The organism is Acidobacteriota bacterium (assembly GCA_012729555.1).
GTDB lineage: Bacteria > Acidobacteriota > UBA6911 > UBA6911 > UBA6911 > UBA6911.
This window is the reverse complement of record JAAYCX010000095.1, coordinates 1-23,135: the sequence shown is the minus strand read 5'-3', so window position 1 is coordinate 23,135 and position 23,135 is coordinate 1. Positions and strand designations below refer to the sequence as shown.

Genomic DNA, 23,135 nt, shown 5'->3' with positions numbered 1-23,135 from the left:
TGAAAGGTCAGATCATGAGCAGACTTCGGGAAACATATAAGACGGACGGCATACCCGCCCTGACGAAGCAGTTCGGGTACAAGAACATCATGGCGGTGCCCCGGCTGGTGAAAATCAACGTGAACATGGGCCTGGGGGAGGCGATCACCAACGCCAAGATCCTGGACACGGCGGCCGAAGAGCTCGCGGCGATCACGGGGCAGCGACCGGTGGTCACCAAGGCCAAGAAATCGATCGCCGCGTTCAAGCTCCGGCAGGGGATGCCGATCGGCGTCACCGTCACCCTCCGGGGCGACCGGATGTACGAATTCTTCGACCGACTGATCAGCATCGCGCTGCCGCGGGTGCGCGATTTCCGGGGCGTGTCCCCCCGCGCCTTCGACGGCAGGGGGAACTACACGCTGGGGCTGCGGGACCAGCTGATTTTTCCCGAGATCGATTACGGGAAGGTGGACAAGTCCCGCGGCATGAACATAACGATCGTGACGACGGCCGCGAGCGACAACGAGGCTTACGAGCTTTTGAAGATCATGGGTATGCCCTTTGCGAAGAAGGGGCAGCAATAGCGAGTCAAGGATCCGGCCGCGAGGTCCGGGTCGAAACTGCTGACGGGAGTTACTGTGGCCAAGACCAGTATGATAGCCAAAGCCAGGCGGACGCCGAAGTTCGCCGTGCGCGCACACAACCGCTGTCTGCGTTGCGGACGTTCTCGCGGGTATTACCGGAAATTCCAGCTCTGTCGCCTGTGTTTCCGAAGCCTGGCGCTCACGGGCGAGATCCCGGGAGTGACCAAGTCGAGCTGGTAGGAGCGGTATCTGACGCAATTTTATACAGAGTTGGAGTAGATCATGACAATGACCGATCCCGTTGCCGACCTCCTGACGCGGATACGAAACGCCAGCAGGGCGCGGCATGAGACCGTGGACGTTCCATCGTCGAAGCTGAAGCTGGAAATCGTCCGAATCCTGAAGGAAGAAGGGTACATCGCCAATTTCAGTCTTGCCGAGGACGACAAGCAGGGCATGATCCGGATTCAGTTGCGCTACGCGGCGGGGAAGAGCCCCGTGATCACCACGCTCGAACGGGTGAGCCGTCCGGGATGCCGGGTCTATTCGGGCAAGGGCGAGATCCCGTCCGTTCTGGGCGGTCTGGGAATCTGCATCGTGTCGACCTCCCAGGGGGTGCTGACGGGAAAGCAGGCTCAGGAAAAGGGATTGGGCGGCGAAGTGCTGTGTGCCATAAGCTAAATTAACGGTTCGATATCCCGGAGCCGGGCGGGGAGGTCCCCGCGATGCGGCGGATCCGGATCCCGAAACATTAGAAGGTGTGTTATGTCGCGAATAGGGAAAAAGCCAATCATCGTGCCGAGCGGGGTCAAGGTGACCATTCGCGAGCGCGAGCTCGAGGTGGAAGGCAAGCAGTCCAAACTGACGACCCTGATTCCGCCCGGAATCCGCTTTGAACTGAACGGAGATACGCTGACGGCCATCAGGCCCTCTGACGACAAGCCCTATCCGGCGTACCACGGGCTGGCCCGGGCCCTGGCCGCGAACTGCGTGCAGGGGGTCAGCCAGGGGTTCACCAAGCAATTGGACGTGGTGGGAATCGGATACAAGGTGGACGCCAAGGCCAAGTCCGTCGTGCTGTCGCTCGGGTACTCCCACCCGATCGAATTCCCGATTCCCGAGGGGATCAGCGTCAAGGTTGAAAAGCAGAACCGGAGCATCCAGAATTACGTGGCCACGATCGTCATCTCCGGTTCCAACAAACAGGTGGTGGGGCAGGTGGCAGCGGACATCCGGTCGCTGAGAAGACCTGACGCCTACAAGGGTAAAGGACTCCGGTATGCCTCCGAGGCTGTCCGGCTCAAGGTCGGAAAGAAGGGTGCGTAATGATTTCGACAACTGACCGCTCCGGCGAGCGCCGCAGGATTCACAGGAGAATCCGGGCAAAAATCTCGGGCCAAAGCAGCCGTCCGCGGCTGTGCGTCTATCGCAGCTCCAGGTACGTGTACGCGCAGATCATCGATGACACCCAGGGGAAAACCCTGGTGGCCGCTTCCACCCTGGAGAAGGATGTCCGGGGGGATTTGAAGAACGGCGGGAACATCGAGGCCTCCAAGCTGGTGGGCAAGGCGATCGCGGAGCGCGCCCGGGCCAGGGGGATCGAGAGCGTGGTTTTCGACCGCGGAGGGTACCTCTATCACGGGCGGATCAAGGCTCTGGCCGAGTCGGCCCGGGAATCGGGACTCAAATTCTAGTTCGGCGGCGGGGCGCCCGTGGGGACGCACGCCGATAGGGGGGAAGCTTGGAAAAGAACGATCCGAATGCGCAGGAGCTGAAGGACCAGGTGGTCTCCATCAACCGCGTGACCAAGGTGGTCAAGGGGGGGAAAAACCTGAGTTTCAGCGCCCTCGTGGTTGTGGGCGACCAGAACGGCATGGTCGGCTACGGAATGGGAAAAGCCAAGGAAGTGCCTCAGGCGATCCGCAAGGGTGTGGAGCAGGCGCGCAAGAACATGATTCGTGTCCCGCTCAAGGGCCGCACCATTCCGCACCTCATCCTGGGACGGTACGGGGCCGGGAGGGTGATCCTCAAGCCGGCTTCCGAGGGAACGGGCGTCATCGCGGGCGGGCCGGTTCGAGCGGTGCTGGAATCCGCCGGAATTTCCAACATTCTCACGAAGTCCCTGGGCACTACCAACCCGCACAACGTGGTCAAGGCCACATTCGACGGGCTGATGCGTCTCCGGGAGCCGAATGAGGTTGCCAAACTGCGCGGCAGGCAGGTCGAGGAACTGTAATGGTATCGAAAAAGAAGGCGGCGGAGCAATCGGGCGCGACCCTGAAACTGGTCTATTTTCGCAGTGCGATCGGGACGCCCCAGAAACACAAGCTGGTCATCAAGGGCCTCGGGTTCAAGCGGCTGAACCAGGTTGTGGAACGGGTGGATACCCCCGCGGTCCGGGGGATGGTGGCGAAGGTGCCCCATCTGGTCAGGATCCTGGAAGACCGGGACTAACGCAACCGGGGCCGGAGGCCCCATGAGAGCGGGACAAAGATTATGTTGAGCATAAATACACTGAAACCGGCCCCCGGGGCGAACCGCAAAAACAAGCGCGTGGGCCGCGGCATGGGTTCGGGGCACGGCAAGACCTCCACGCGCGGGCATAACGGGCAGCATTCGCGTGCGGGTTCGAGCATGCGCCCGGGGTTCGAGGGCGGGCAGATGCCCTTGTACCGGCGCCTGCCCAAGCGTGGGTTCACCAATGTCTTTCGCAAGGAGTACGCCTGCGTGAACCTGGAGAAGCTCGCCGGGTTCGAGGCCGGGGCCAAGATCGACCCGATCGTGCTGAGGGAGCACGGGATCATCCGGAATTTCCACTCGGACGTCAAGATTCTGGGTACGGGGGAGCTGAAACAGGCGCTGCATGTCAGGGCGCACAAATTCAGCAAGAGCGCCGCAGAAAAGATACAAAACGCGGGCGGCACCGTTGAGGTCATCGCTCAATAAATAAAACGACGGCTCTGGTTCATGGGACAGGGGAGTCTTTGGGCCTTCAGTGTGAGGCTTTCGGGGTTCTAAAAAGACGATGGCGGAAGAACGAAGTCCAATTCTGAGTTCGATCCAAAACATCTTCAGCATCCCGGATCTGCGCAAGCGGGTCCTGTTCATGCTGGGGTTGCTGGCCGTGTACCGCGTGGGCGCCTTCATTCCGACCCCTGGGATCAACCATGCGGCGCTGGAACAGCTGTTCCAGTCCAACGCGGGCACCATTTTCGGATTCCTGGATATCTTCTCGGGCGGAGCCCTGCGCCGTTTCAGCATCTTCGCCCTGGGCATCATGCCCTACATCACGGCCTCCATCATCCTGCAGCTCGCCACGGTCGTCGTCCCCTACCTCGAGAAGCTCTCCAAGGAAGGGGAGCTGGGGCGCAAGAAGATCACGCAGTACACGCGCTACCTGACGGTGGTCCTGACGCTGTTCCAGGGGTTCATGACGGCCATGGCCCTGGAGCGCTCGGGCGAGCAGATCGTGACGGCGCCCGGGTGGGGATTCCGCCTCATGGTGATGATCACGCTGACCACGGGAACCGCCTTCATCATGTGGATCGGGGAGCAGATCACGGAGCGGGGGATCGGCAACGGCATAAGCCTCATCATCTTCGCCGGTATCGTCGTCGGCCTGCCGTCCGCCATCGGCTTCATGTGGACCAATGTCGTCGATCTCCGCACGTGGTCCCCGCTGACGGCGATCCTGCTGCTGGTTCTGATGGTCCTGGTGGTGGCCGCCGTGGTCTTCGTGGAGCGGGCGCAGCGGAAGATCCCGGTCCAGTACGCCAAGCGCGTCGTCGGCCGGCGCGTATACGGCGGCCAGGCGACGCACCTCCCGCTGAAGGTGAACTCGGGAGGAGTGATCCCGGTGATTTTCGCCGCGTCGATCGTGGCCATTCCCTCCACCATGGGGACGGTCATGCCGTACGACTTCATGCGCAGCCTCTCGGAGCAGCTGAGCCAGGGGATGCCGCTGTACAACCTGATGTACATCGCGGGGATCGTTTTCTTCTGCTTTTTTTATGTGAGCATCATCTTCAACCCGATGGAAGTGGCGGACAACATCCGCAAATACGGCGGCTACATCCCGGGCATCCGCCCCGGGCACCGCACCGCCGAATATATCGACAGGATACTGAGCCGGCTTACGGCGGCGGGCGCCTTTTACCTGGTGCTGATCTGCCTCCTTCCGGAATTTCTGATAACGGGTTTCAAAGTTCAACCCATCCCATGGATCGGTCCCTGGCTGGACGACCTGCTGAATTCGCTGCAGATGAGTTGGATCACGACGGGATTGGGCGTAACCTTCTATTTTGGGGGGACTTCGCTCCTGATCGTCGTCGGCGTGGCGATGGATACGATCCAGCAGATCGAGTCGCAGTTGATCATGAGGCATTACGACGGCTTCATGAAAAAGGGGAGAATCCGGGGGAGAAGAGGCTGAAAGGATTGACGGTTCGCGATGGACGGTTGAAGAGTTGTGGACATCCATTCTGCCGGAGATTGCAGGCCATGATCGTCAATAGGTTATTGTGGCGAAATTCCGATTAGGGATTATAATGTTCGGGCCGCCGGGGGCCGGCAAGGGGACCCAGGCACGGCTCCTGGGTGAAGCGCTGGGGTTCCCCCACATCTCCACGGGCGATATCCTGCGGGGGGCGCTGAAAGACCAGACGGAATTGGGGAAGAAGGCCAAGACCTTCATGGAATCGGGAGACCTGGTCCCCGATGACCTTGTCGACGCCATCGTCAGCGACCGGCTGAAACGGGATGATTGCAGCCAGGGATTCATCCTGGACGGGTACCCCCGGACGATCCCGCAGGCGGAGTTTCTGGAATCGCTGTTCGAGAAGGAGGGGGCCCGGATCCTGACGCTGGGGATCAAGGTCGAGAACAGCATCCTCCTCAAGCGGTTGTCGTCGCGATGGACCTGTCCCAAGTGCAGCCGGACGTACAGCGAAAACCTGGCGCCCGGAACGGTCAACGGCCTGTGCAGCCGGTGCGGAGTGCCCCTGGTGCAGCGCGAGGACGACGCCGGGGAAGTGATCGCCGAACGGTTGCTGGTGTACCGCAACACGACCCGGCCCGTGATCCGGTACTACAGGGAGCGGGGGATGTACGCGGAAATCGACGGGGACAGATCGGTAAAGGAGATTTTCGAAAACATTATCGATATTGTCAGGGAACGAACCGATCTGCAGCCGCAGCCGAAAAGTCCGGCCCATCAGGGGCCGGCGGGGTTGGGGCGGCCGATCGCACATTGAAGCGAAAATATGCCCAAAGAGGATGCGATAGAGGTTATGGGGACGGTGGTGGAAACGCTGCCGAATGCCATGTTCCGGGTCGAACTGGAAAACAAGCATCTGGTTCTGGCGCACGTGTCGGGCAAGATGCGCAAGAATTTCATCAGAATTCTGCCGGGTGACAAGATCCTGGTGGAGCTCTCCCCCTATGATTTGACGAGGGGGCGGATCGTATATCGGTATAAATAATCGGGAGTGCGCCGCACATCCTGTACACTATAGGGTCACGACAATGAAGGTAAGGGCATCGGTAAAGAAAATATGCGCGAAATGCAAGGTTGTGCGCCGCAAGAGAGTGGTTCAGATTCGGTGCTCCAACCCGAAACATAAGCAGCGCCAGGGTTAAGGGGAGGTTACATTGGCCAGAATCGCAGGAGTGGATCTGCCGCTGAACAAGCAGGTTCAGATCGGGTTGACCTATATCTACGGCATCGGGCAGAGCCGGGCGGTCAAGATCTGTCAGGAAGCCGGGATCAAGCTGGGGACCAAGGTGAAAGACCTGACGGAGGAAGAGGCCGTCGGGATCCGCAACATCCTCCAGCGCGACGGGATGGTCGAGGGGGACCTGCGTAAAGCGGTTTCCATGGATATCAAGCGGCTTATGGAAATCGGCTCCTATCGGGGGCTGCGTCATCGCCGCGGGCTGCCGGTACGGGGACAGAGGACGCATACCAACGCCCGAACGCGCAAGGGACCGCGCCGAATCGCGGGCAAAAAATAGAGGAGCTTCCGGGAGCTATTCATGGCAGAGAAACAGGTAAAGAAGACGGGCAAGAAAAAAACGGGGAAAAAGCGGGAAAAGCGCAACGTTCCGGCGGGAGTGGCGCACATCCTCGCGACCTTCAACAACACGATCATCAGCGTCACGGACCTGGATGGGAACCTGCTGGCCACGTCGAGCTCGGGCGCGGTGGGTTTCAAGGGATCGAGAAAAGGGACCCCGTTTGCAGCCCAGCAGGCCGCCTCCGTCGTGGCGGCGGCCCTGAAGGAATTCGGCACGCGCACGCTTCAGGTGCATCTGAAGGGGCCGGGAGCCGGACGCGAATCCTCCATAAGGGCGCTGCAGAACGCCGGACTCGAGGTCAAGGCGATCCGCGACCTGACCCCGATCCCGCACAACGGATGCCGGCCGCCGAAGCGAAGAAGAGTTTAAGGGTTTAGGATCACGGATTTGAGCAAGGCAGCATACAAGAAGGAGATCAGGAATTGGCTAGATACCGCGAAGCAAAATGCCGGCTGTGCCGACGAGAGGGAACGAAGCTTTTCCTAAAGGGCGACCGCTGCTTCAGGGATACCTGCGCCGTCGAAAAACGGAATTTCCCCCCGGGACAGCACGGCCGGAGCCGGCGCCCTCCCAAGACCGTCGGGTACGGGGTGCAGCTGCGCGAAAAGCAGAAGGTGAAGCGCATCTACCGGGTCCTGGAGAACCAGTTTGCGAATTATTTCGCCAAGGCCGACAAGATGAAGGGGATCACGGGCGAAAACCTGCTGATGATGCTGGAGCGGAGGCTCGACAACGTCGTGCACCGCCTCGGATTCGCCCCGTCCCGGGACCAGGCGCGTCAGCTGGTGACGCACGGACACATCCAGGTGAACGGGAAAAAGGTCGATATCGTCTCGGCCCAGGTCAGCGTCGGCGACACCATCGCGCTCGTCGAGCGCACCCGGAAGAACCAGCAGGTGCTGGATTCGGTCGCCTCGATCAGCGGGCGCGGCGGCGTCCCGGCATGGCTCACGCTGGACGCTGATGGTCTCAAGGGGACCGTGGCCGCCCTGCCCAAACGCGAAGACATTCAAATGCCCATCGACGAACAACTGATCGTGGAACTCTATTCGAAGTAAGGGAGAGATCAGGTAAGGGGAAAATTATGACTAGAGCTTTTCAGAAGCCCAAGAGGCTGATCTGCGATCTTGACACCCTGAGTCCGACCTACGGCCATTTCTACGCCCAGCCCTTCGAAAGAGGATTCGGCACGACGATCGGGAATGCGCTGCGCAGGGTGCTGCTCTCCTCCATCGAGGGCGCGGCGATCACGGCCGTCAAGATCGACGGAGTGCTTCACGAGTTCACGCCGATCCCCAACGTCAAGGAGGACGCGACCAACATCATCATGAACCTGAAGCAGGTCCCGCTCAGGATCCACGTCGACCACGTGAAGACCATCACGCTGGAGTCGGACGAGGCGGGGACGGTCACCTCGGCCAACATCGTCTCCGACCCGGACGTGGAGATCCTCGACCCCAGCGTCCATATCGCCACCATCGGCGAAGGGGGCCGGCTCAAGATAGAAATGCGGGTCAAGAAGGGGCGGGGGTACATCCAGGCGGACGAGAATTTCGAGGAAGAGCTGCCCCTGGGCTACATCCCCCTCGACAGCGTTCACTCGCCGATCCGGAGGGTCAATTATTCGGTCGAGGCCGCCCGGCTGGGGCAGACGACCGATTACGACAAGCTCGTGCTGGACGTCTGGACCAACGGGTGCATCCGGCCCCAGGACGCCATCGCCCATGCCGCGAAAATTGTCAAGGATCACATGGCCATCTTCATCAACTTCGAGGAGAAGCCCGAGGAGGAGGAAGAGCAGGATGACGGCAAACAGGGCGAGATGATGGAGAACCTGAAGCGCTCGGTCGAGGAGCTGGAGCTGTCGGTCCGTTCCTACAACTGCCTGAAGAACGCCGATATCAAGACGATCGGCGAACTGGTCCAGAAGACCGAGGCTGAGATGCTGAAGACGAAGAACTTCGGGCGCAAGTCCCTGAACGAGATCAAGGAAATCCTTTCCGGAATGAACCTGTCGTTCGGGATGAAATTTGATTTGGAAGGCAAGCCGGTTCCTGTTCCCAGGGCGGAATAACCGGAAGGCCGGAGAAGCAGATCGGAGACGGGATTCATGAGACATCGAGTGGGTGGGAAAAAACTGGGACGGAAGACCGCGCATCGCGTGATGATGTTCCGCAACATGGTCACGTCGCTCCTGGACAAGGAGTGCATGGTGACCACCCTGGATCGGGCCAAGGCGGTGCGCCCTATCGCGGAGAAGATGATCACCCTGGGAAGGCACGGCTCGCTGCACGACCGCAGGCAGGCGGTCGCCTACGTCAAGGACCCGGCGGTGGTGTCGAAGCTGTTCGCGACCCTGGGGCCGCGGTTCGCGGAGAGGCCGGGGGGGTACACCCGCATCATCCGCCTGGGCTTCCGGGACGGGGACGGGGCCCAGAAGGCGAGGATCGAACTGGTGGGGAGCGAATTCAAGGCCGCCGGCAAGGAAGAGGGGAAGAAGGGGAAGAAGAGCCCCAAAAAGGCCGCCGCCGAAGGCGAGAAGAAGGATTAACGGACCCGGTTTTTCCGGGCGACTTTCCGCCGCCGGGCAGTGCGCCGCCCGACAGTACGATGGACGCGATGATTTTTGACAGAGTTCCTCGAGCCCAACTCCCCACCCGGTACGGGGCGTTCATCATCCACGGTTTTCGCGACCGGGAAACGGGTGAGGAAGCGGTGGCCCTGGTCGCGGGGTCGCCCGGGCCGGATGCGGTCGCGCTCGTCCGCATCCACTCCCAATGCCTCACGGGAGACGTGTTCTCCTCGCGCCGCTGCGACTGCGGGGAGCAGCTGGCCGCGGCGATGGACCTCATCGCCCGGTCGGGGTGCGGTATTCTCGTCTACCAGCAGAAGGAAGGGCGGGGGATCGGCCTGATCAACAAGATCCATGCCTACGAGCTGCAGGACCAGGGGCTCGACACCGTGGCGGCGAACCTGTCGCTCGGGTTCGAGGCCGACCTGCGCGACTACCGGATGCCGGCCGAGATCCTCAAGCACCTGGGCGCCACGCGCATCCACCTGCTGTCGAACAACCCCGAAAAGGTCCAGGGGCTCGAGCGGGAGGGGATACGCGTCGAGAAGCGTGTCCCCCTGGAAATCCCCCCCAGCCCGGTTTCCCGCGGCTACCTCAAGGTCAAGAAGGAAAAACTCGGGCACCTCCTCAACAACATCTAGGCCCGCCCGCTACGGGACGGTTTTCTGGATGTCGTCCGGGGTGGAGAAGCGGCCGTCGGGCCCGGCGGAGCGGAGCAGAATGCCGCCCGATTCCGTTACCAGGGCGGCCAGGGGCCGGCGCCAGGAGTCGAGCCGGATGAGGGGGGTGACGTAATCGGGCGTGAGCAGGTCCGAGAGCGCCACGTAGCCGTCGAATGCGGGCAGGCGCCCGTGGGCCCGGCGGTAGAGTCCGATCCCCTCGGCGATGCGGTCCAGGGTGCGGGCGGTTTCCTCGCTTTTCACCCTGTCCAGGGCGCGGGCCAGGTCCTCGATTGTCTCCCACTCCCCCTGTCCCAGGCGGAGTTCGCGCGCCGTCCATTCCCCGTCGCGGCGCTCCATCCGGAACGCGGCCCGGAGCCCGGTTTCGACAACGGCTTCGGATCCCGAAACCTGCGTCACCTTCACGACTTCCACGTCTTTCTTCTCGAGCTCCAGCCCGGGGGTCCGGGCGATGCGGTCCGCGGCCAGGCCGGGGGTCAACTGTTTTTTGCCGCAGGCCGGGGCGACCAGGAGGACGGCGCAGAGTCCCAGCGCGGCGATGGCCCGATTCAGCCTTTTCATGCCTGCAGAATACAGCATGGCGCCGTGCGGATGCAACCGCCCGCTGCACCCCGCCCGATTCGGGTCCCCGGGTTCGGGGCGCTTGCGCCCCCCCCCGGGAGAGGGTATGCTGGAGCCTGAACCGAATACGTATGCACACGACAGAGCCCGGCAGTCCCCGAAGCGCGGATACCCCCGTCCAGTTTCTCAAGGGGATCGGTCCGCGGCGATCCGAAATCCTCGCGGCCCACGGAATCCGGACCGCCGGGGACCTGCTCCACCACATCCCCTTCCGCTATGAAGACCGGACCCGGTTCCGGTCCACCGTCGGTGTCCGGCCGGAGGAATGGGTCCTGGTACGGGGGGAAGTGTGCGGCGTCGGGGGGGGCACGGGCCGCCGCCCTGGATTCTCGGTTTTCGAGATGCTGGTGCGGGACCAGCGGGGCACCCTGCGGGTCAAGTTCTTCAACCAGCCGTATCTCCGGCGGGTGTACCAGCCCGGGGTCCGGCTGGTGCTCTACGGCCAGGTGAAGCGGGACCCCTACGCACACGGCGCGCCGGTGCTCATGAACCCGGAGTGCGAGGTCCTGGACGAGGACGGGGAGGGGGTCCATTCGGGGCGCGTCGTGCCGGTCTACCGCAGGCTGGGGGACCTGAAGTCGCGCACCCTCAGGCAGATCCTCCACGGGGTGGCTTCGGGCCTCCCCGCGGACATCCCGGACGGGATCCCCTCCTGGCTGGTCGCCAGGCTCCGCCTCCCCCCGAAGGCCGCGGCCATTCGTCAGCTCCATTTTCCCGTGCTCTCCTCCCGGCGTCCCGAGGAGAGGGAGAGGGAGATGGGGCTGTACAACTCCGGCACCTCCCCCGCGCACAAGCGGATGATGTTCGAGGAGCTGTTCCAGCTCCAGGTCGCGGTCCGGATGGTGCGCGAGGGCCGGGTGCGGCAGGTGAAAGAGCGGTCCATCCGCCTGGACGACCGGGTCCGGACGGCGATCAAGAAAATCCTCCCCTTCCATCCCACCCAGGCCCAGAAACGGGTGCTCGGGGAGATCGCGGCCGATCTCTGCTCGCGTCATCCCATGAGCCGGCTCCTGCAGGGGGACGTGGGCTCGGGCAAGACCATCGTGGCGGCCCAGGCGGCCGTCATCGCGGTGGAGAACGGGTTCCAGGCCGCCGTGATGGCGCCGACGGAGATCCTGGCCGAGCAGCACTACTTCTACTTCCGCCGGCTGCTGGAGCCGCTCGGTTACCGGATCGACCTCTTCAAGGGGAGCCTCCGGTCGAAGGAGAAGCGGCTGGCGCGCGAGCGGCTGGCACGGGGGGAAACCCGGATCGCCATCGGCACCCACGCCCTGGTGCAGGAATCGGTGAGATTCCAGCGCCTGGCGCTGGCCGTCATCGACGAGCAGCACCGGTTCGGCGTCGTGGAGCGGAACCTGCTCCGGGAGAAGGGGCGGCGGCCGGACGTGCTGGTGATGACGGCGACCCCCATCCCCCGCTCCCTGGCCCTGACCCTGTACGGGGACCTGGACGTTTCGGTCATCGACGAAATGCCCCCCGGCCGCCAGCCGATCCGGACCGTCTGGCTGGACCGGGAGGAGCGCCCCCGGGCTCTCGAGGCGATCGACCGGACCGTCCGTTCGGGACACCAGGCCTACGTGGTCTATCCCCTCGTCGAGGAGACCGAGAAGAGCGACCTGCGCGCCGCGACCGAAGCGGCGGCGGAGCTCGCCGGCACGGTTTTCCCCGGGTACCGCGTCGGGCTGCTGCACGGCCGGATGAAGGGGGAGGAGAAGGAGGAGACCATGCGGGCGTTCGCCTCGGGGGAGATCCGGATCCTGGTCGCGACCACGGTCGTCGAGGTGGGGGTCGACGTCTCGAACGCCACCCTGATGGTCATCGAGCACTCCGAACGGTTCGGGTTGGCGCAGCTGCATCAGCTGAGGGGGCGGGTCGGGCGCGGGGCGGCCCGGTCGGAATGCATCCTGGTCGGGGACGTCGGCCGGAGCGCCGAGGCCCGGCGGCGGATGGACATCCTTTGCGAGACCAACGACGGCTTCAGGATCGCCGAGGTCGACCTCGAGCTGCGGGGGCCGGGGGAGATGATCGGCACCCGGCAGTCGGGCATCCCCGCCTTCCGCTATGCCAACCTGCTGCGCGACCGGCGGGCGCTCGAAATCGCCCGGGTGGAGGCCGAGGGTTTCGTCACGATGCTGAGGGAGCGGCCCGACGCGGAGTGCCGCCGCGTCGCCGCCATGATCCGCGAGCAATGGAAGGAGCATTTCGGGCCGGCTCTTACCTGAAAGGCGATTTGCGGTTGACGGCGGGCGGCCGCTGACCGATGATTCAGGATTCACGGCCGGAGGGTCCGGCTTTTCCCGCGCCGGGCGCGGGTCGGCGGGTGTCATGCGGGTCATTGCGGGAAAATATCGGGGCAGGCGGCTCACGGGGCCCCAGGGGCTGGAGATCCGCCCGACCGGGGACCGGCTCAAGGAGAGCCTCTTCAACATCCTGGCCCCGGTGCTCCCGGGGGCGGTGGTACTCGACGCCTTCGGCGGCACCGGCGCCATCGGGATCGAGGCGCTCAGCCGGGGGGCGCGCGAAGTCGTCTTCATCGAGAAATCCCCCGCCGGCTGCCGGCTGATCCGCCGTAACCTGGACGGGTGCGGCGTCACGACCGGGTATCGCATCCTCCAGCAGGACATCTTTACCGCCCTGCGCTTCTTGGCCCGGCAGGGATTCCGCGCCGACATCCTCTATTTCGACCCCCCCTACGCCTGGGACCCCTACGGGGACCTGCTGGGGCTGGCTTTCGGCCGGGGGCTGGCCCGGGAAGCCGCCTCCGTCATCGTGGAACACCGGCGCCGGACCCCCCCTCCCGAATCGGGGGAGGGGTTCGCCCGCACCCGCCTCGTGCGGCAGGGGGACCATTGCCTCAGCTTTTACGCGGCGGCCGCGCCGCCCGCTCCCGCCCTCCCTTGATTTCCCCCCCGTCCCCGGCCGGTCGCGCCTCGAGCGCGCGCTCGAGCCTGCGGCGCATCCTCTTCAGCCCCTGCCGGCTCCGGTGCCGCAGGGTGGAATAGGGTATCCCGTTGGCGGCGCCGGCATCCCGGATCGACAGGCCGCGCCTGTCGAGGAGGGTCAGGCGGATGGCCTGGACCTGTTTTTCCGGCAGCCGGCGGAGCTCCCGGCGGAGGATCTTCAGGAGGTATTCCTTCCGGGCCCGGCGTTCGTGTTCCTCCATCGCCGCGTCCGGCCCGTCCACGTGCGCCGGCCGGAGCAACTGTTCCTGTATCGGAAGCTGCTTCCGGCGCTGCCGCATCCGGGTGTTGTAGAATTCGAGTGCCGCGTTGCCGATGGCGCGGCCGAGATACATCCTGACCTGGTCCTGGCTCGGCAGCGGGCGGTTGCGCGCGAGCACCCGCCCGATGGCTTCCTGGAGGACGTCCTCGGCGTCCTCCCTGTTCTTCACGATGGTCATGATGAACCTGCGCCATTTTTCCCCGTTACGGGCGAAAAGGGCGCCGAGGGAGGAGCGCAGGTTCGTTGCGGAGGCGTCTTCTGGCATATTTTTTGGCTCAAACCGACCGGAAACCGTTAGTAAAGGGGCGCACGACGCTCCTATTGTTTCGCCGGACGAAAGCGTATTTCAGAAAATATGGGTGTGCCGTGACATCCAGGACCGATTCGAAATCCCCGCACGCGGAGCTGGTGCTGGCGCTGCAGTCGGCCCGCACGCGGCTGGCCGTCGCCGCCGCCGCCGGCCGCAGATCGACTCCCCCCGCGGCCACCGAACGCTATCTCGAAACGGCTGAACATGTTGGACGGGTCGTGAGAAAATGGCAGGGTTTTGTGCGGAATGGGGCGATAAGTACCTGTGGACAGGCCCGGGCGCTGGAATCGCTCGGGGCGCTCACCACCTGCGACGATCCGGCGCAGATGGAGCGGATTCTGGGAGATATTGTCGCGGAACTGGAACGATGTATTGCATTTCCGGAAAGGTTGCCTCTATAATCCGGACTGTCTGGAATTGAGCCTGAATGACCGCTATGGAAACTCGCGCCGTATATCCCGGATCCTTCGACCCCGTGACCAACGGTCATATCGACCTCATCCAGAGGAGCGCCAAGCTTTTCGACAAGGTCATCGTCGCCATCCTCAAGAACATGGAGAAAGCCCCTCTCTTTACGGTCAAGGAGCGGGCGGAGATGCTCGAGGAAGCGGTCCGGGGGCTCGACAACGTCAGTGTCGTCGCCTTTTCCGGCCTCCTGGTCGATTTTGCCGGAAAGATCGAGGCTTCGGTCATCATCCGGGGCATCCGGGCGGTCTCCGATTACGAGTACGAGCTGCAGATGGCCCTGATGAACCGGCGCCTTTCGGGCCAGGTCGAAACCGTGTTCATGATACCGGCGGAGTCCTACTCGTTTCTCAGTTCCAGGCTGGTCAAGGAGATAGCCCAGCACGGCGGTTCCGTCGGGGAATTCGTCCCCGAGGGCGTGGAACGCCGGCTGTGCGGCAAATTCGGACTCAGGCCTTGAGCGGGTGACGGTTCCGGGTTTTTTTCAGAGAAGGGATGTTGCCTGATGACGGACCATCGAGGGTTGCCCGATCCGGCGCCGGGTCGCCGGGCCGGGGGTCGTCGCCGGACGGGATGGATTTCGCTCCTCCTGGTCCTGGGCTTGTCGGTCGCCCTGTGGCGCGTTCACGGATTTTACGAGCTTCGCGGCGCGGCCGAAGTCGCGGCCGGGGTGGAAACGCCGGCGGCGCCCGAGCTCCCGCGCCTGAGGGAAATCGTCGGGAGTTTCGAAAAGAACCAGACCGTCAACGAGGTCCTGCTGCACCAGGGGCTCACGCCCGATACGGTGTACCAGATCATCGAGGCCGCCCGCCCCGTGTACAACCTCGCCAAGGTCCGGGCGCAGGAGCTGTACTGGCTCTATTTCACCGAAAACGGCGAATTTCACGATTTCCGCTACCCGGTGGACAGCGAGCGCTATCTCACCGTCTACCGGGACGGGAAGGAGGGGCGCTTCGTCCCCGTGATGAAGCACTACCGGTTCGACACGGAGCGGGAACGGATCGACGGCACCATCGAGTCGTCCCTTTTCGCCGCGGTGGTGGAGGCCGGGGGAGGGGTCGACCTGGCGATGGAACTGGTGGAGATCTTCGGTTCGGACATCGATTTCAACACCGACATCCAGAAGGGGGACGCATTCGAGCTGCTGGTGGAGAAAAAGTACCTCGACGGGGAGTTCTCCCGGAACGGGCCGATCCTGGCAGCCACGATGACGACCGGGGGCAAGACCTTTACCGGGATCCGGTACGACGATGAAAACGGCAAGCCCGCCTATTACGCCCCCGACGGCAAGGCGCTCAAGCGCTCCTTTCTCAAGGCGCCGCTCAAGGTCATCCGCATCACCTCCAGGTTTTCCATGGCCCGGCGCCACCCGGTGCTCAAGATCGTGCGCCCGCACCTCGGGGTCGATTACGCGGCGCCGACGGGGACCCCCGTGCAGGCCGTCGGGAGCGGGACCGTCACCTTCGCCGGGCGCAAGGGGGGGAACGGGAACATGGTCCGGATCCGGCACGCGGGGGGGTACGAGACCGCCTATCTGCACCTGTCCAGGATCAGGGTGAAGACGGGCGCCCGCGTCAGCCAGGGGGACGTCATCGGCAACGTCGGCTCCACCGGGATATCGACCGGCCCGCACCTCGACTTCCGGGTCTGGAAAAACGGGAAGGCGATCAACCCGGTCAAGGTGGCGTTCCCTCCGGGGAAACCGGTGGCGGCCGAGCGCATGGCCCGGTTCGGCGAGCACGCCGACGCCCTGCTCGGGCAGCTGAGGCTGTCGGGCCTGGACACGAAACAGGCTGCGCTCGAGCCGGTTTCCGACCGGTAACGGCAGCGTCGACCGCCCCCGGGGCGACGGGAAAGGGGAATCATGCTCAGACTCTCATGGACAGGGGTATCGGTATTGGCGGCCGTGATGCTGCTGGCCGGACCCGCATCGGCGGCCGATCTCTCCCTGTTCGTGGGGGGCGTCATGCCCGGGACGGTCGAAGTCGAGGATGTGGAAACCAGCCTCGACAACAGCCCCGTCTACGGTTTCCGCTTCCGCTCCGATTTCGTCCCCTCCTTCGGGATGGAGCACACCCTGGCCTTCAGCTCCGATTACCTTTTCCCGTCGGGCGCCTCCGCGGGAGGGGACACCCGGGGGGTGGCGTTCAACAGCAACCTCATCCTCGACATCCCCGTGAGGGTGCGGCGCGCGGTCCCGTTTCTCACCGCGGGGGTGGGCTTCCTCCGGCAGTACGGGGACGCGCCCAGGCCGGTCGGGACCCGGTTCGCCGTCAACTACGGCGGAGGCGTGAAGCTGCCGCGCCTCGTGGGACCCGTGGGGCTGAGGTTCGACCTGCGCGGCATCCGGGCGGGGGCGGTCACGAATACGCTCGACATGCTGGAGCTTTCCGCCGGGCTGACGATCCCCCTCGGCCGCTGATCGCTTCTCCCTCCGGTTTTGCCGTAAACACATATTCGGGTCCACGATGAGACTGGCCATCATCGCCAACCCCGTCGCCGGGGGCGGCCGCGCATACGCGAAGATCCGCGGGAGCCTCGAGCGGTGGGAATACCCCGGGTGGGAGCCTACCCTCCTCCCGACCCGTGACCGGCTCGACGCCGGGCGGCTGGCGCGGCAACTGCTCCACGGCCCCCCGGATCTCCTGGCCGTGTGCGGCGGCGACGGCACGATCAACGAAGTGGTCTCCTGCCTCCCCGACCCCCCCTTCCCCCTGGCGATCCTTCCCGGCGGGACGGCCAACGTCATGGCGCGGGAACTGGGGCTCCCCCTGGATCCGGTCCGGGCCCTCCGCGTCGCGCTCGGGCTCAACGTGCGGCGGGTGGACCTGGGGGAATTGCGCCGGGGGGCCGACCGCCGGTTCCTCTTCGTCGCCGGGATCGGCTTCGACGCCTCGGCCGTCGCCCGGGCGCGCCCCCGGCTGAAGTCGGCCCTGGGAATGGGAGCCTACGTCGTGGCGGCGGCGGAGTGCCTCCTGCGATACCCGTTCCCCGAGTTCGATGTCAGGACCGACGGCGGCACCTGGCCGGCGACCAGCTGCCTTGTCTGCAACGCCAGGAGCTACGGCGGGGGGCTCTGTTTCTGCCCGGAGGCCGATATGGGGGACGGGCTGCTCGACCTGCTCCTCATCCAGGGGGTGCACCGGGCGGGGCTGGCGCTCTTTCTCCTCCAGGCCTGGCTCGGGACGGCGGGCGGGAGGGACTGGATCCTCCGGGTCCGGACCCGGAGCGCGCGGATCGAAGGCCCCTCCGCGGTCCCGGTCGAGACCGACGGCGAACTCGCCGGGCACCTCCCCCTTGAGATAGCCCTGGCGCCGTCGCGCTTCCCGCTGGTGGTTCCCGGCCGTCCGGGCGGCTTTTAGGGCTCCAGGGCGGCCCAGGGGGGGATTGCGCCCGCATTGAGCTATGGTTTCGCCGGGGTCCTTTCGGTTATAGTGTGTGGACATTGAAGATTGACCGGTTCAGCGCCTTCCCTCCGGGAAAGCCGAAAGTGTGAAGTGCCTATGTTTCAAGTTGCCATCGTCGGCCGCCCCAATGTGGGCAAATCCACCCTCTTCAACCGGCTCTGCGGTTCCCGCCGCTCCATCGTCGGGGACGAGCCGGGGATCACGCGAGACCGTATCTACGGCGTGGCCCGGAGCGGGGGGAAGGCGGTCTCGGTCCTGGACACCGGGGGGCTGATCCCCGAGGCCCAGGCCCTGATCCCGGGCGGGATCCTCAGGCAGGTGGAGGCGGCCATCCGCGAATCGGCCCTGGTGCTCCTGGTGGTGGACGGCCGGGCGGGGGTCACCCCCCTGGACGAGCAGCTCCTGCCGATGCTGCGCAAGACGGGGAAGCCCGTTTTCACGGTCGTCAACAAGATCGACGGGCCGGAGCTCGAGGCCTACGCCGCCCCCTTTTACGCCTTCGGGACCGCGGGAGTGTTCCCGGTCTCGGCCGAGCACTCGCGCGGCCTCGGCGACCTCGTCGACGCCGTCATGGCCCGGGCGGGCGAGGGGCCGGAGGAACCGGCCGCGGAGGAGGAGGTCCGGATCGCGGTGGTGGGGCGGCCCAACGTGGGGAAGTCGTCGCTCGTCAACCGCATGCTGGGGTTCGAACGCTCGATCGTGACCGATATCCCCGGCACCACGAGGGACTCCGTGGACACCCTGGTCCGGCGGGAGGGGAGGCGCTACCGGATCGTCGACACCGCCGGGATCCGGCGCAAGGGGAAGACCGAGGGGCTGGCCGAAAAGATCAGCGTCGTCATGGCGCAGAAGAGCCTCCGGGACGCCGACGTGGCGCTGCTGCTCCTCGACGCGGAGGAGGGGGTGACCAAGCTCGACGCCGCCATCGGGGGGTATGCCCTGGAATCGGGCTGCTCGGTCATCATCGTCCTCAACAAATGGGACCTCGTCGAGGGGAAGGACACGCATACGCTCGAGACCTTCCGCGCCTCGGTGGAGCGGCGGATGAAATACCTTTCCTTCGCCCCCATCATCACGGTGTCGGCCGTTACGGGCCAGAGGGTGTCGAAGATCTTCGACCTGGTGGACCAGGCCGGCGCGGCGCGCAAGGTGAGGGTCCCGACCGGGACGCTGAACAACCTGTTCGTCCCGGACCTCGCGGAACAGTTTTCCTCCCGCAACCCGAATATGAAGCTGGGAATCCGGTACATCACCCAGGCCCGTTCCGACCCCCCCACCTTCGTCGTTTTCTGCTCCGGACGCGAAAAGCTCCATTTTTCGACGGAGCGGTACCTGGTGAACCGGCTCCGCGAACACTTCGGGTTTTTTGCGGCTCCCGTTCGAATTCAACAACGCACCAGGGCGCCCAGGCGCCAGAATGCAAAGACCTCCCAAAATGAACAAAAGCGATCTCAGCAGAAGAATTCATGAAGCGCATGGAGGATTGTCTTACCTTGAGTCCCAGAAGATTGTAGACTTCATTCTGGAGACCATCAAAGGCCGGCTCACGCTGGGGGAAAAGGTCCTGCTCAGCGGGTTCGGCTGCTTCAACGTGGTGCGGCGCAGAGCCAAGAAGGGGGTGAACCCCCAGACGGGAGAGCCGGTGCTCATCCCGGGCAGGAATTCGATCAAGTTCAAGCCGTCGAAAAACCTGAAATCGGTCTGAGGCCATGGAGTTCGTACCCAGCAAGCTCTATTACAAAATCGGGGAAGTGTGCGGGATCGTGGGCGTCCCGGCCCATGTCCTCCGCTTCTGGGAAACGGAGTTTCCGGCGCTGGCGCCGCCCAAGAGCCGGTCGGGCCACCGCACCTACCGCCCCAGGGATATCGAGCTCCTGCTCGAGATCCGCAGGCTCCTCTACGACGAGGGGTTCACGATCGCCGGGGCGCGCAAGCGGCTCGGTGCCCGCCCCGCGGGCGGCTCCGCAAAGGAATCGGTCCCCGAAAAAAAGAGGGCCCCGAAGGCGCCGGCCGGGCCCCCGGCCGGGGAGGAAAAGCCGGGAGCGGCCTCCGACCGCCTCGAGCGGGTGCAATCGGAGCTCCGGAACATATTGACTTTACTCGACCGCGAATGATACCCTCACTATCGAGTCGGGACGTAGCGCAGCCTGGTAGCGCACACGCTTGGGGTGCGTGTGGTCGGTGGTTCAAATCCACTCGTCCCGACCATTTCCTTTTTCACCATTTCCCTTTTTCGCCGTGAAATCCATCCTGCTCACCAACGACGACGGCATCGACGCGGAGGGGCTCCGGGTCCTCGAGGAAGCCCTCCAGGGCGTGGCCCACCTGACCGTGGTGGCTCCCGACCGGGAACGGAGCGCCGTCAGCCACGGCCTCACCCTGCGCTCCCCCCTGGACTTCCGGGAAATCAGGCCCGACCGCTACACCCTCGCCGGGACCCCGGCCGACTGCGTGATCTTCGCCCTCGGCCGCCTGTACGTGCAGATGCCCGACCTGGTGATCTCGGGGATCAACCACGGCGCCAACCTCGGCGACGACATCATGTATTCCGGGACGGTGGCCGCCGCGCGCGAGGCCGCGTGCCACGGGGTCCCCGCCCTGGCGGTCTCCCAGGCGTACCAGGACGGCAAGCCCATCCGCTTCAAGGAGGGGGCGGCGTTCGTCCGCCGCCTGGTCAGCGCTCTGCTCGGGGACGGGCTGCGGGGCGAAATCTGCCTCAACGTGAACTTCCCCATCGGCCGGATCAAGGGGATGAAGATCACCCGGCAGGGGTGCTCGGAGCACGTGCCCCATTTCAACGCCCTCGATGCCCGCCCCGAATACGACGAGATCCCCCCGAGCCCCTGCGGCGAGCGGCCGGCGGACCTGCTGTCCGACCACCAGGCCATCCTGGACAAGTACGTTTCCATCACCCCCCTGCAGCGCGACCAGACCGATTACGCCTCCGCCCGCTCCCTCATCCGCGAGGCCGCGCGCATCCTGCTCCCCGGGTAGCCCCGCATTCCACCCCTTTTCGTCCACCGCCCCCGCACCATCCCCGGCGCCGGTCCCCTCCTCGTCCCCCGCCCCCGCATCCCCCCTCCGCATCCGTCCCCATCCCCGCACCCGCCCCCGCGCCGTCCACCGGGCGGGTATTTGCCTCCCCCCCCATTTATGGTTCTTGATCCCAAACCCGAATTGAGCTAGGATTTGCAGCACTTGGACGGGGCGTAGCGCAGTTTGGTAGCGCGTACGGTTCGGGACCGTAAGGTCGGAGGTTCGAATCCTCTCGCCCCGACCACTTTCTCCCGAAATCATTCAAAACAAGACACCTGCGAATTTCCCCATTCCGCTCGTGCGCCATTGCCGTTTCCCCCATCCCGCCACGGCGCCGCCCGTCCGAATCCAGCGATCCCTCTCTCGCCCCCCCCCGGATCTACAGCAAATGAAATCCCCCCGCCGACAGCCCGGATCCCCTGGCCCCCCTCATCCCGCTCAGATTAGGCCGACCGGATTTCGCAGTCAATTCCGCAACCACCAAAATCCAAAAAGGTGTTAAGATGAGCCCCATTAGAAAGTTGAACCGGGATCACGCGGCTACCAATTACGATTTATCCAGACCGGCCACGCGGTACCAATGGTTTTATACAGAACCGTCTAAATGCTGTTATGTGTATGAATAAGATAAATTACGAAGAAGTATTAAAAGAATTGTCATATCTCGAAGGTAAAGAGGTGTCACATCGAAGAATCGCTGGGAATACGATAATTTTGTATTTTGGCGGTGACCCTGGAGACGATTTTGTTACAACACTAAGTATGGCGCCAAGTTGGAGATATTCAAAAGCGAATGAATGGCTATTGGGTAGCGGCGATCTACCTTGGGAAAAAGAGGAAAACGAAACTGATGATGATTTCGCAAACAGGTTTAATAAAATATGTGATAATTGTAAATTATTGGCCGGTTCTCTTGTAAGGCAAATTGCCATTTCTCGCAATTCTTCAGATTTGGAAATAAACTTTAGCGGCAAACAAAAGATGGTTTCTTTCGGAGCATATAAAAATGAGGAGAACTGGGTTTTTAATAATCGAATTAAAGGAATTCGTATATATGGTTCACTCGACGGATATGAAATGGAAAACCCATAACTACCCTCTTAAGCTGACGGCGCGAAAAGCATGCGCCGCAGCTTAGCGGTGCGTTATGCGCCTTAAGATCCATGTAGGTAGGAAATATTCATGACTGTAATTGGTGATGCCTCGAAGGCCCGTCTAATAGCAGTCTTCATCGACCATTTAATCGCCTTCGGGCTGATGTTGCTTGTAGTCGCTCTTGTGCCCGAAACTTATCCAGTCGTCAAAGGCGTTTTCTTCTTTCTCGTCTATTTGGGATATTTCCTGATCCTTGAAGCGCTGTGGTCCCGCACGTTAGGGAAATATTTTCAAGGCTTGGTAGTACGCAAGCTTGATGGCAGTCGTTGTGAATGGAAAGCTGCCTTAATTAGAACTGCATTGCGGATTGTTGAAGTTAACCCGCTGCTGCTGGGTGGAATTCCGGCCGGTATGGCTGTGATCTCAACCGCCCGGAGGCAGCGCATCGGCGACCTGCTTGCCAGAACAGTAGTTGTTTCGGATCGATTACAATGGGAGGCCGATGCTGTTCCCGACGGCGCAACAACATTCTTATCGAATAGTCCAGTTTCTCCAGCTTGAATTCTTGCGCGCGCCGCACCTGAAGCGCAGCGATGGCGCGGACGCTACGCGCCGCGCCATCGGAGCGGCGGATATAATCCGCATGCTGCCCGGCGCTGGGCGCCGGCCATCATGCGGATTCAGCGGACAAATCCTCCGGCAAGCAAGCCTCTACACCCTGCCGGAATCTCCCGTAACGGAGAACTCACCTCTGGCGGAGGTTGCGAAAAGGCTGCCTCGCGCCGTCGTTTGTCTGGTTTCGGCCCTGAGCTACCACGAGATCACCACCCAGATTCCCCATGAGATATGGCTGACCATCCCGAGAAGCTCATGGCGGCCGGATGTGAAGTACCCTCCGCTCAACCTGACCTATGTTTCCGGAGCGGCCTATTCATTCGGTATTCAGCAGCATGTCATAAACGTAAGCGTCAATTCTTCCACACGGGGATGGTTACGGCAGCTTCACATTCCAGGGCAGCAGTGCTTCGAGGGTGGCATCGTCACGGGAATCCAGGTTGGGTAGGGTCTCAAACAGGTGATTGAGGT

Annotated in this window: 33 protein-coding genes, 2 tRNA genes and 1 pseudogene; 34 read left to right on the top strand and 2 right to left on the bottom strand. The window is 63.4% G+C overall.

Features of this window, described 5'->3' with window-relative positions:
- The first annotated feature begins 14 nt into the window (after positions 1-14).
- The 18 genes from rplE (at position 15) to ribA (ending at position 9,854) form a co-directional block, all read left to right on the top strand.
- Complete coding sequence (rplE, locus tag GXY47_16445) at positions 15-566, top strand: 50S ribosomal protein L5 (GenBank protein NLV32730.1); 552 nt, start codon at positions 15-17, stop codon at positions 564-566.
- A gap of 54 nt (positions 567-620) precedes the next feature.
- Positions 621-806, top strand: a complete 186-nt coding sequence (locus GXY47_16440) for a type Z 30S ribosomal protein S14 (GenBank protein ID NLV32729.1) — start codon at positions 621-623, stop codon at positions 804-806.
- A gap of 42 nt (positions 807-848) precedes the next feature.
- Complete coding sequence (gene rpsH, locus GXY47_16435; GenBank protein NLV32728.1) at positions 849-1,247, top strand: 30S ribosomal protein S8; 399 nt, start codon at positions 849-851, stop codon at positions 1,245-1,247.
- Positions 1,248-1,331: 84 nt separating this feature from the next.
- Complete coding sequence (gene rplF / locus GXY47_16430) at positions 1,332-1,892, top strand: 50S ribosomal protein L6 (GenBank protein NLV32727.1); 561 nt, start codon at positions 1,332-1,334, stop codon at positions 1,890-1,892.
- Positions 1,892-2,260: a 50S ribosomal protein L18 gene (locus GXY47_16425; GenBank protein ID NLV32726.1), complete on the top strand. Its 369-nt coding sequence runs from the start codon at positions 1,892-1,894 to the stop codon at positions 2,258-2,260. Before rplF ends, GXY47_16425 begins: the two co-directional genes overlap by 1 nt.
- A 47-nt stretch (positions 2,261-2,307) precedes the next feature.
- Entirely contained in the window at positions 2,308-2,802 is a 495-nt protein-coding gene (rpsE, locus tag GXY47_16420) for a 30S ribosomal protein S5 (GenBank protein NLV32725.1), read from the top strand.
- Positions 2,802-3,020, top strand: a complete 219-nt coding sequence (rpmD, locus tag GXY47_16415) for a 50S ribosomal protein L30 (GenBank protein NLV32724.1) — start codon at positions 2,802-2,804, stop codon at positions 3,018-3,020. Before rpsE ends, rpmD begins: the two co-directional genes overlap by 1 nt.
- 45 nt (positions 3,021-3,065) lie before the next feature.
- The gene (gene rplO / locus GXY47_16410) at positions 3,066-3,512 is read left to right on the top strand and encodes a 50S ribosomal protein L15 (protein ID NLV32723.1); all 447 of its coding nucleotides are present in this window, start codon (positions 3,066-3,068) and stop codon (positions 3,510-3,512) included.
- Between the two features lie 100 nt (positions 3,513-3,612).
- Positions 3,613-4,998: a preprotein translocase subunit SecY gene (secY, locus tag GXY47_16405; protein ID NLV32722.1), complete on the top strand. Its 1,386-nt coding sequence runs from the start codon at positions 3,613-3,615 to the stop codon at positions 4,996-4,998.
- 115 nt (positions 4,999-5,113) lie between these two features.
- Positions 5,114-5,818 carry an adenylate kinase gene (locus GXY47_16400; GenBank protein ID NLV32721.1) on the top strand — a complete coding sequence of 235 codons (705 nt, stop codon included), beginning with the start codon at positions 5,114-5,116 and terminating at the stop codon, positions 5,816-5,818.
- Positions 5,819-5,827: 9 nt separating this feature from the next.
- Positions 5,828-6,046 (top strand): translation initiation factor IF-1, encoded by a 219-nt coding sequence (infA, locus tag GXY47_16395; protein NLV32720.1) that lies wholly within the window; start codon positions 5,828-5,830, stop codon positions 6,044-6,046.
- 43 nt (positions 6,047-6,089) lie between these two features.
- Complete coding sequence (gene rpmJ, locus GXY47_16390; GenBank protein ID NLV32719.1) at positions 6,090-6,203, top strand: 50S ribosomal protein L36; 114 nt, start codon at positions 6,090-6,092, stop codon at positions 6,201-6,203.
- Positions 6,204-6,215: 12 nt separating this feature from the next.
- Entirely contained in the window at positions 6,216-6,578 is a 363-nt protein-coding gene (gene rpsM, locus GXY47_16385; protein ID NLV32718.1) for a 30S ribosomal protein S13, read from the top strand.
- Between the two features lie 21 nt (positions 6,579-6,599).
- Positions 6,600-7,010 (top strand): 30S ribosomal protein S11, encoded by a 411-nt coding sequence (gene rpsK, locus GXY47_16380; GenBank protein ID NLV32717.1) that lies wholly within the window; start codon positions 6,600-6,602, stop codon positions 7,008-7,010.
- 53 nt (positions 7,011-7,063) lie between these two features.
- A complete protein-coding gene (rpsD, locus tag GXY47_16375; GenBank protein NLV32716.1) occupies positions 7,064-7,699 on the top strand; it encodes a 30S ribosomal protein S4 in 636 nt (211 codons plus the stop codon).
- A gap of 23 nt (positions 7,700-7,722) precedes the next feature.
- Positions 7,723-8,715 carry a DNA-directed RNA polymerase subunit alpha gene (locus tag GXY47_16370; protein NLV32715.1) on the top strand — a complete coding sequence of 331 codons (993 nt, stop codon included), beginning with the start codon at positions 7,723-7,725 and terminating at the stop codon, positions 8,713-8,715.
- 36 nt (positions 8,716-8,751) lie between these two features.
- Positions 8,752-9,192 carry a 50S ribosomal protein L17 gene (rplQ, locus tag GXY47_16365; protein NLV32714.1) on the top strand — a complete coding sequence of 147 codons (441 nt, stop codon included), beginning with the start codon at positions 8,752-8,754 and terminating at the stop codon, positions 9,190-9,192.
- A gap of 59 nt (positions 9,193-9,251) precedes the next feature.
- Entirely contained in the window at positions 9,252-9,854 is a 603-nt protein-coding gene (gene ribA / locus GXY47_16360; GenBank protein ID NLV32713.1) for a GTP cyclohydrolase II, read from the top strand.
- Positions 9,855-9,863: 9 nt separating this feature from the next.
- On the opposite strand, the gene GXY47_16355 is transcribed toward ribA, so the two are convergent.
- Positions 9,864-10,454 carry a hypothetical protein gene (locus GXY47_16355; protein ID NLV32712.1) on the bottom strand — a complete coding sequence of 197 codons (591 nt, stop codon included), beginning with the start codon at positions 10,452-10,454 and terminating at the stop codon, positions 9,864-9,866.
- Between the two features lie 131 nt (positions 10,455-10,585).
- On the opposite strand from GXY47_16355, the gene recG reads away from it, so the two are divergent.
- A complete protein-coding gene (recG, locus tag GXY47_16350; GenBank protein NLV32711.1) occupies positions 10,586-12,736 on the top strand; it encodes an ATP-dependent DNA helicase RecG in 2,151 nt (716 codons plus the stop codon).
- 103 nt (positions 12,737-12,839) lie between these two features.
- A complete protein-coding gene (gene rsmD / locus GXY47_16345; protein NLV32710.1) occupies positions 12,840-13,415 on the top strand; it encodes a 16S rRNA (guanine(966)-N(2))-methyltransferase RsmD in 576 nt (191 codons plus the stop codon).
- Here the strand turns inward: rsmD and GXY47_16340 are convergent.
- On the bottom strand, positions 13,369-14,001 hold the full coding sequence (locus tag GXY47_16340; GenBank protein NLV32709.1) for a sigma-70 family RNA polymerase sigma factor: 633 nt from the start codon (positions 13,999-14,001) through the stop codon (positions 13,369-13,371). The two genes, rsmD and GXY47_16340, sit on opposite strands and share 47 nt — an antisense overlap.
- Before the next feature lie 101 nt (positions 14,002-14,102).
- Between GXY47_16340 and GXY47_16335 the strand changes: the two genes are divergently transcribed.
- From GXY47_16335 to GXY47_16270, 14 genes and pseudogenes are all read left to right on the top strand, one after another.
- Positions 14,103-14,447, top strand: coding sequence for a hypothetical protein (locus GXY47_16335; GenBank protein NLV32708.1), 345 nt, complete (start codon positions 14,103-14,105; stop codon positions 14,445-14,447).
- A gap of 35 nt (positions 14,448-14,482) precedes the next feature.
- The gene (gene coaD / locus GXY47_16330) at positions 14,483-14,971 is read left to right on the top strand and encodes a pantetheine-phosphate adenylyltransferase (GenBank protein ID NLV32707.1); all 489 of its coding nucleotides are present in this window, start codon (positions 14,483-14,485) and stop codon (positions 14,969-14,971) included.
- Positions 14,972-15,016: 45 nt separating this feature from the next.
- Positions 15,017-16,333: a peptidoglycan DD-metalloendopeptidase family protein gene (locus GXY47_16325; GenBank protein NLV32706.1), complete on the top strand. Its 1,317-nt coding sequence runs from the start codon at positions 15,017-15,019 to the stop codon at positions 16,331-16,333.
- Positions 16,334-16,375: 42 nt separating this feature from the next.
- On the top strand, positions 16,376-16,933 hold the full coding sequence (locus GXY47_16320; GenBank protein NLV32705.1) for a hypothetical protein: 558 nt from the start codon (positions 16,376-16,378) through the stop codon (positions 16,931-16,933).
- 46 nt (positions 16,934-16,979) lie between these two features.
- The gene (locus tag GXY47_16315) at positions 16,980-17,873 is read left to right on the top strand and encodes a hypothetical protein (GenBank protein NLV32704.1); all 894 of its coding nucleotides are present in this window, start codon (positions 16,980-16,982) and stop codon (positions 17,871-17,873) included.
- Between the two features lie 135 nt (positions 17,874-18,008).
- Positions 18,009-19,388, top strand: coding sequence for a ribosome biogenesis GTPase Der (der, locus tag GXY47_16310; GenBank protein ID NLV32703.1), 1,380 nt, complete (start codon positions 18,009-18,011; stop codon positions 19,386-19,388).
- Positions 19,354-19,623, top strand: coding sequence for an HU family DNA-binding protein (locus GXY47_16305; protein NLV32702.1), 270 nt, complete (start codon positions 19,354-19,356; stop codon positions 19,621-19,623). The genes der and GXY47_16305 overlap by 35 nt, the downstream gene beginning before the upstream one ends.
- Before the next feature lie 4 nt (positions 19,624-19,627).
- Positions 19,628-20,032: a MerR family transcriptional regulator gene (locus tag GXY47_16300; protein ID NLV32701.1), complete on the top strand. Its 405-nt coding sequence runs from the start codon at positions 19,628-19,630 to the stop codon at positions 20,030-20,032.
- A 17-nt stretch (positions 20,033-20,049) separates the two neighbouring features.
- Positions 20,050-20,126 (top strand) — tRNA-Pro (locus tag GXY47_16295).
- A 30-nt stretch (positions 20,127-20,156) separates the two neighbouring features.
- A complete protein-coding gene (surE, locus tag GXY47_16290) occupies positions 20,157-20,912 on the top strand; it encodes a 5'/3'-nucleotidase SurE (protein NLV32700.1) in 756 nt (251 codons plus the stop codon).
- A gap of 209 nt (positions 20,913-21,121) precedes the next feature.
- Positions 21,122-21,198: transfer RNA gene (locus GXY47_16285), tRNA-Pro, on the top strand.
- Between the two features lie 374 nt (positions 21,199-21,572).
- Complete coding sequence (locus GXY47_16280; GenBank protein ID NLV32699.1) at positions 21,573-22,046, top strand: hypothetical protein; 474 nt, start codon at positions 21,573-21,575, stop codon at positions 22,044-22,046.
- A 90-nt stretch (positions 22,047-22,136) separates the two neighbouring features.
- On the top strand, positions 22,137-22,610 hold the full coding sequence (locus tag GXY47_16275; protein NLV32698.1) for a hypothetical protein: 474 nt from the start codon (positions 22,137-22,139) through the stop codon (positions 22,608-22,610).
- A gap of 148 nt (positions 22,611-22,758) precedes the next feature.
- Positions 22,759-23,010, top strand: a pseudogene (locus GXY47_16270) (transcriptional regulator).
- Positions 23,011-23,135 lie beyond the last annotated feature (125 nt).

Excerpts from the sequence above, each read along its gene's own strand:
- GXY47_16280 (NLV32699.1), top strand. The coding sequence starts at position 21,573 with ATGAATAAGATAAATTACGAAGAAGTATTAAAAGAATTGTCATATCTC.
- rpsH (NLV32728.1), top strand. The coding sequence starts at position 849 with ATGACAATGACCGATCCCGTTGCCGACCTCCTGACGCGGATACGAAAC.
- GXY47_16300 (NLV32701.1), top strand. The coding sequence starts at position 19,628 with ATGGAGTTCGTACCCAGCAAGCTCTATTACAAAATCGGGGAAGTGTGC.
- rsmD (NLV32710.1), top strand. The coding sequence starts at position 12,840 with ATGCGGGTCATTGCGGGAAAATATCGGGGCAGGCGGCTCACGGGGCCC.
- rplQ (NLV32714.1), top strand. The coding sequence starts at position 8,752 with ATGAGACATCGAGTGGGTGGGAAAAAACTGGGACGGAAGACCGCGCAT.
- GXY47_16325 (NLV32706.1), top strand. The coding sequence starts at position 15,017 with ATGACGGACCATCGAGGGTTGCCCGATCCGGCGCCGGGTCGCCGGGCC.
- GXY47_16315 (NLV32704.1), top strand. The coding sequence starts at position 16,980 with ATGAGACTGGCCATCATCGCCAACCCCGTCGCCGGGGGCGGCCGCGCA.
- GXY47_16425 (NLV32726.1), top strand. The coding sequence starts at position 1,892 with ATGATTTCGACAACTGACCGCTCCGGCGAGCGCCGCAGGATTCACAGG.
- GXY47_16400 (NLV32721.1), top strand. The coding sequence starts at position 5,114 with ATGTTCGGGCCGCCGGGGGCCGGCAAGGGGACCCAGGCACGGCTCCTG.
- rplE (NLV32730.1), top strand. The coding sequence starts at position 15 with ATGAGCAGACTTCGGGAAACATATAAGACGGACGGCATACCCGCCCTG.
- ribA (NLV32713.1), top strand. The coding sequence starts at position 9,252 with ATGGACGCGATGATTTTTGACAGAGTTCCTCGAGCCCAACTCCCCACC.
- rpsK (NLV32717.1), top strand. The coding sequence starts at position 6,600 with ATGGCAGAGAAACAGGTAAAGAAGACGGGCAAGAAAAAAACGGGGAAA.
- GXY47_16275 (NLV32698.1), top strand. The coding sequence starts at position 22,137 with ATGACTGTAATTGGTGATGCCTCGAAGGCCCGTCTAATAGCAGTCTTC.
- recG (NLV32711.1), top strand. The coding sequence starts at position 10,586 with ATGCACACGACAGAGCCCGGCAGTCCCCGAAGCGCGGATACCCCCGTC.
- rpmD (NLV32724.1), top strand. The coding sequence starts at position 2,802 with ATGGTATCGAAAAAGAAGGCGGCGGAGCAATCGGGCGCGACCCTGAAA.
- GXY47_16305 (NLV32702.1), top strand. The coding sequence starts at position 19,354 with ATGAACAAAAGCGATCTCAGCAGAAGAATTCATGAAGCGCATGGAGGA.
- rpmJ (NLV32719.1), top strand. The coding sequence starts at position 6,090 with ATGAAGGTAAGGGCATCGGTAAAGAAAATATGCGCGAAATGCAAGGTT.
- GXY47_16340 (NLV32709.1), bottom strand. The coding sequence starts at position 14,001 with ATGCCAGAAGACGCCTCCGCAACGAACCTGCGCTCCTCCCTCGGCGCC.
- coaD (NLV32707.1), top strand. The coding sequence starts at position 14,483 with ATGGAAACTCGCGCCGTATATCCCGGATCCTTCGACCCCGTGACCAAC.
- infA (NLV32720.1), top strand. The coding sequence starts at position 5,828 with ATGCCCAAAGAGGATGCGATAGAGGTTATGGGGACGGTGGTGGAAACG.
- GXY47_16320 (NLV32705.1), top strand. The coding sequence starts at position 16,376 with ATGCTCAGACTCTCATGGACAGGGGTATCGGTATTGGCGGCCGTGATG.
- rplF (NLV32727.1), top strand. The coding sequence starts at position 1,332 with ATGTCGCGAATAGGGAAAAAGCCAATCATCGTGCCGAGCGGGGTCAAG.
- GXY47_16355 (NLV32712.1), bottom strand. The coding sequence starts at position 10,454 with ATGAAAAGGCTGAATCGGGCCATCGCCGCGCTGGGACTCTGCGCCGTC.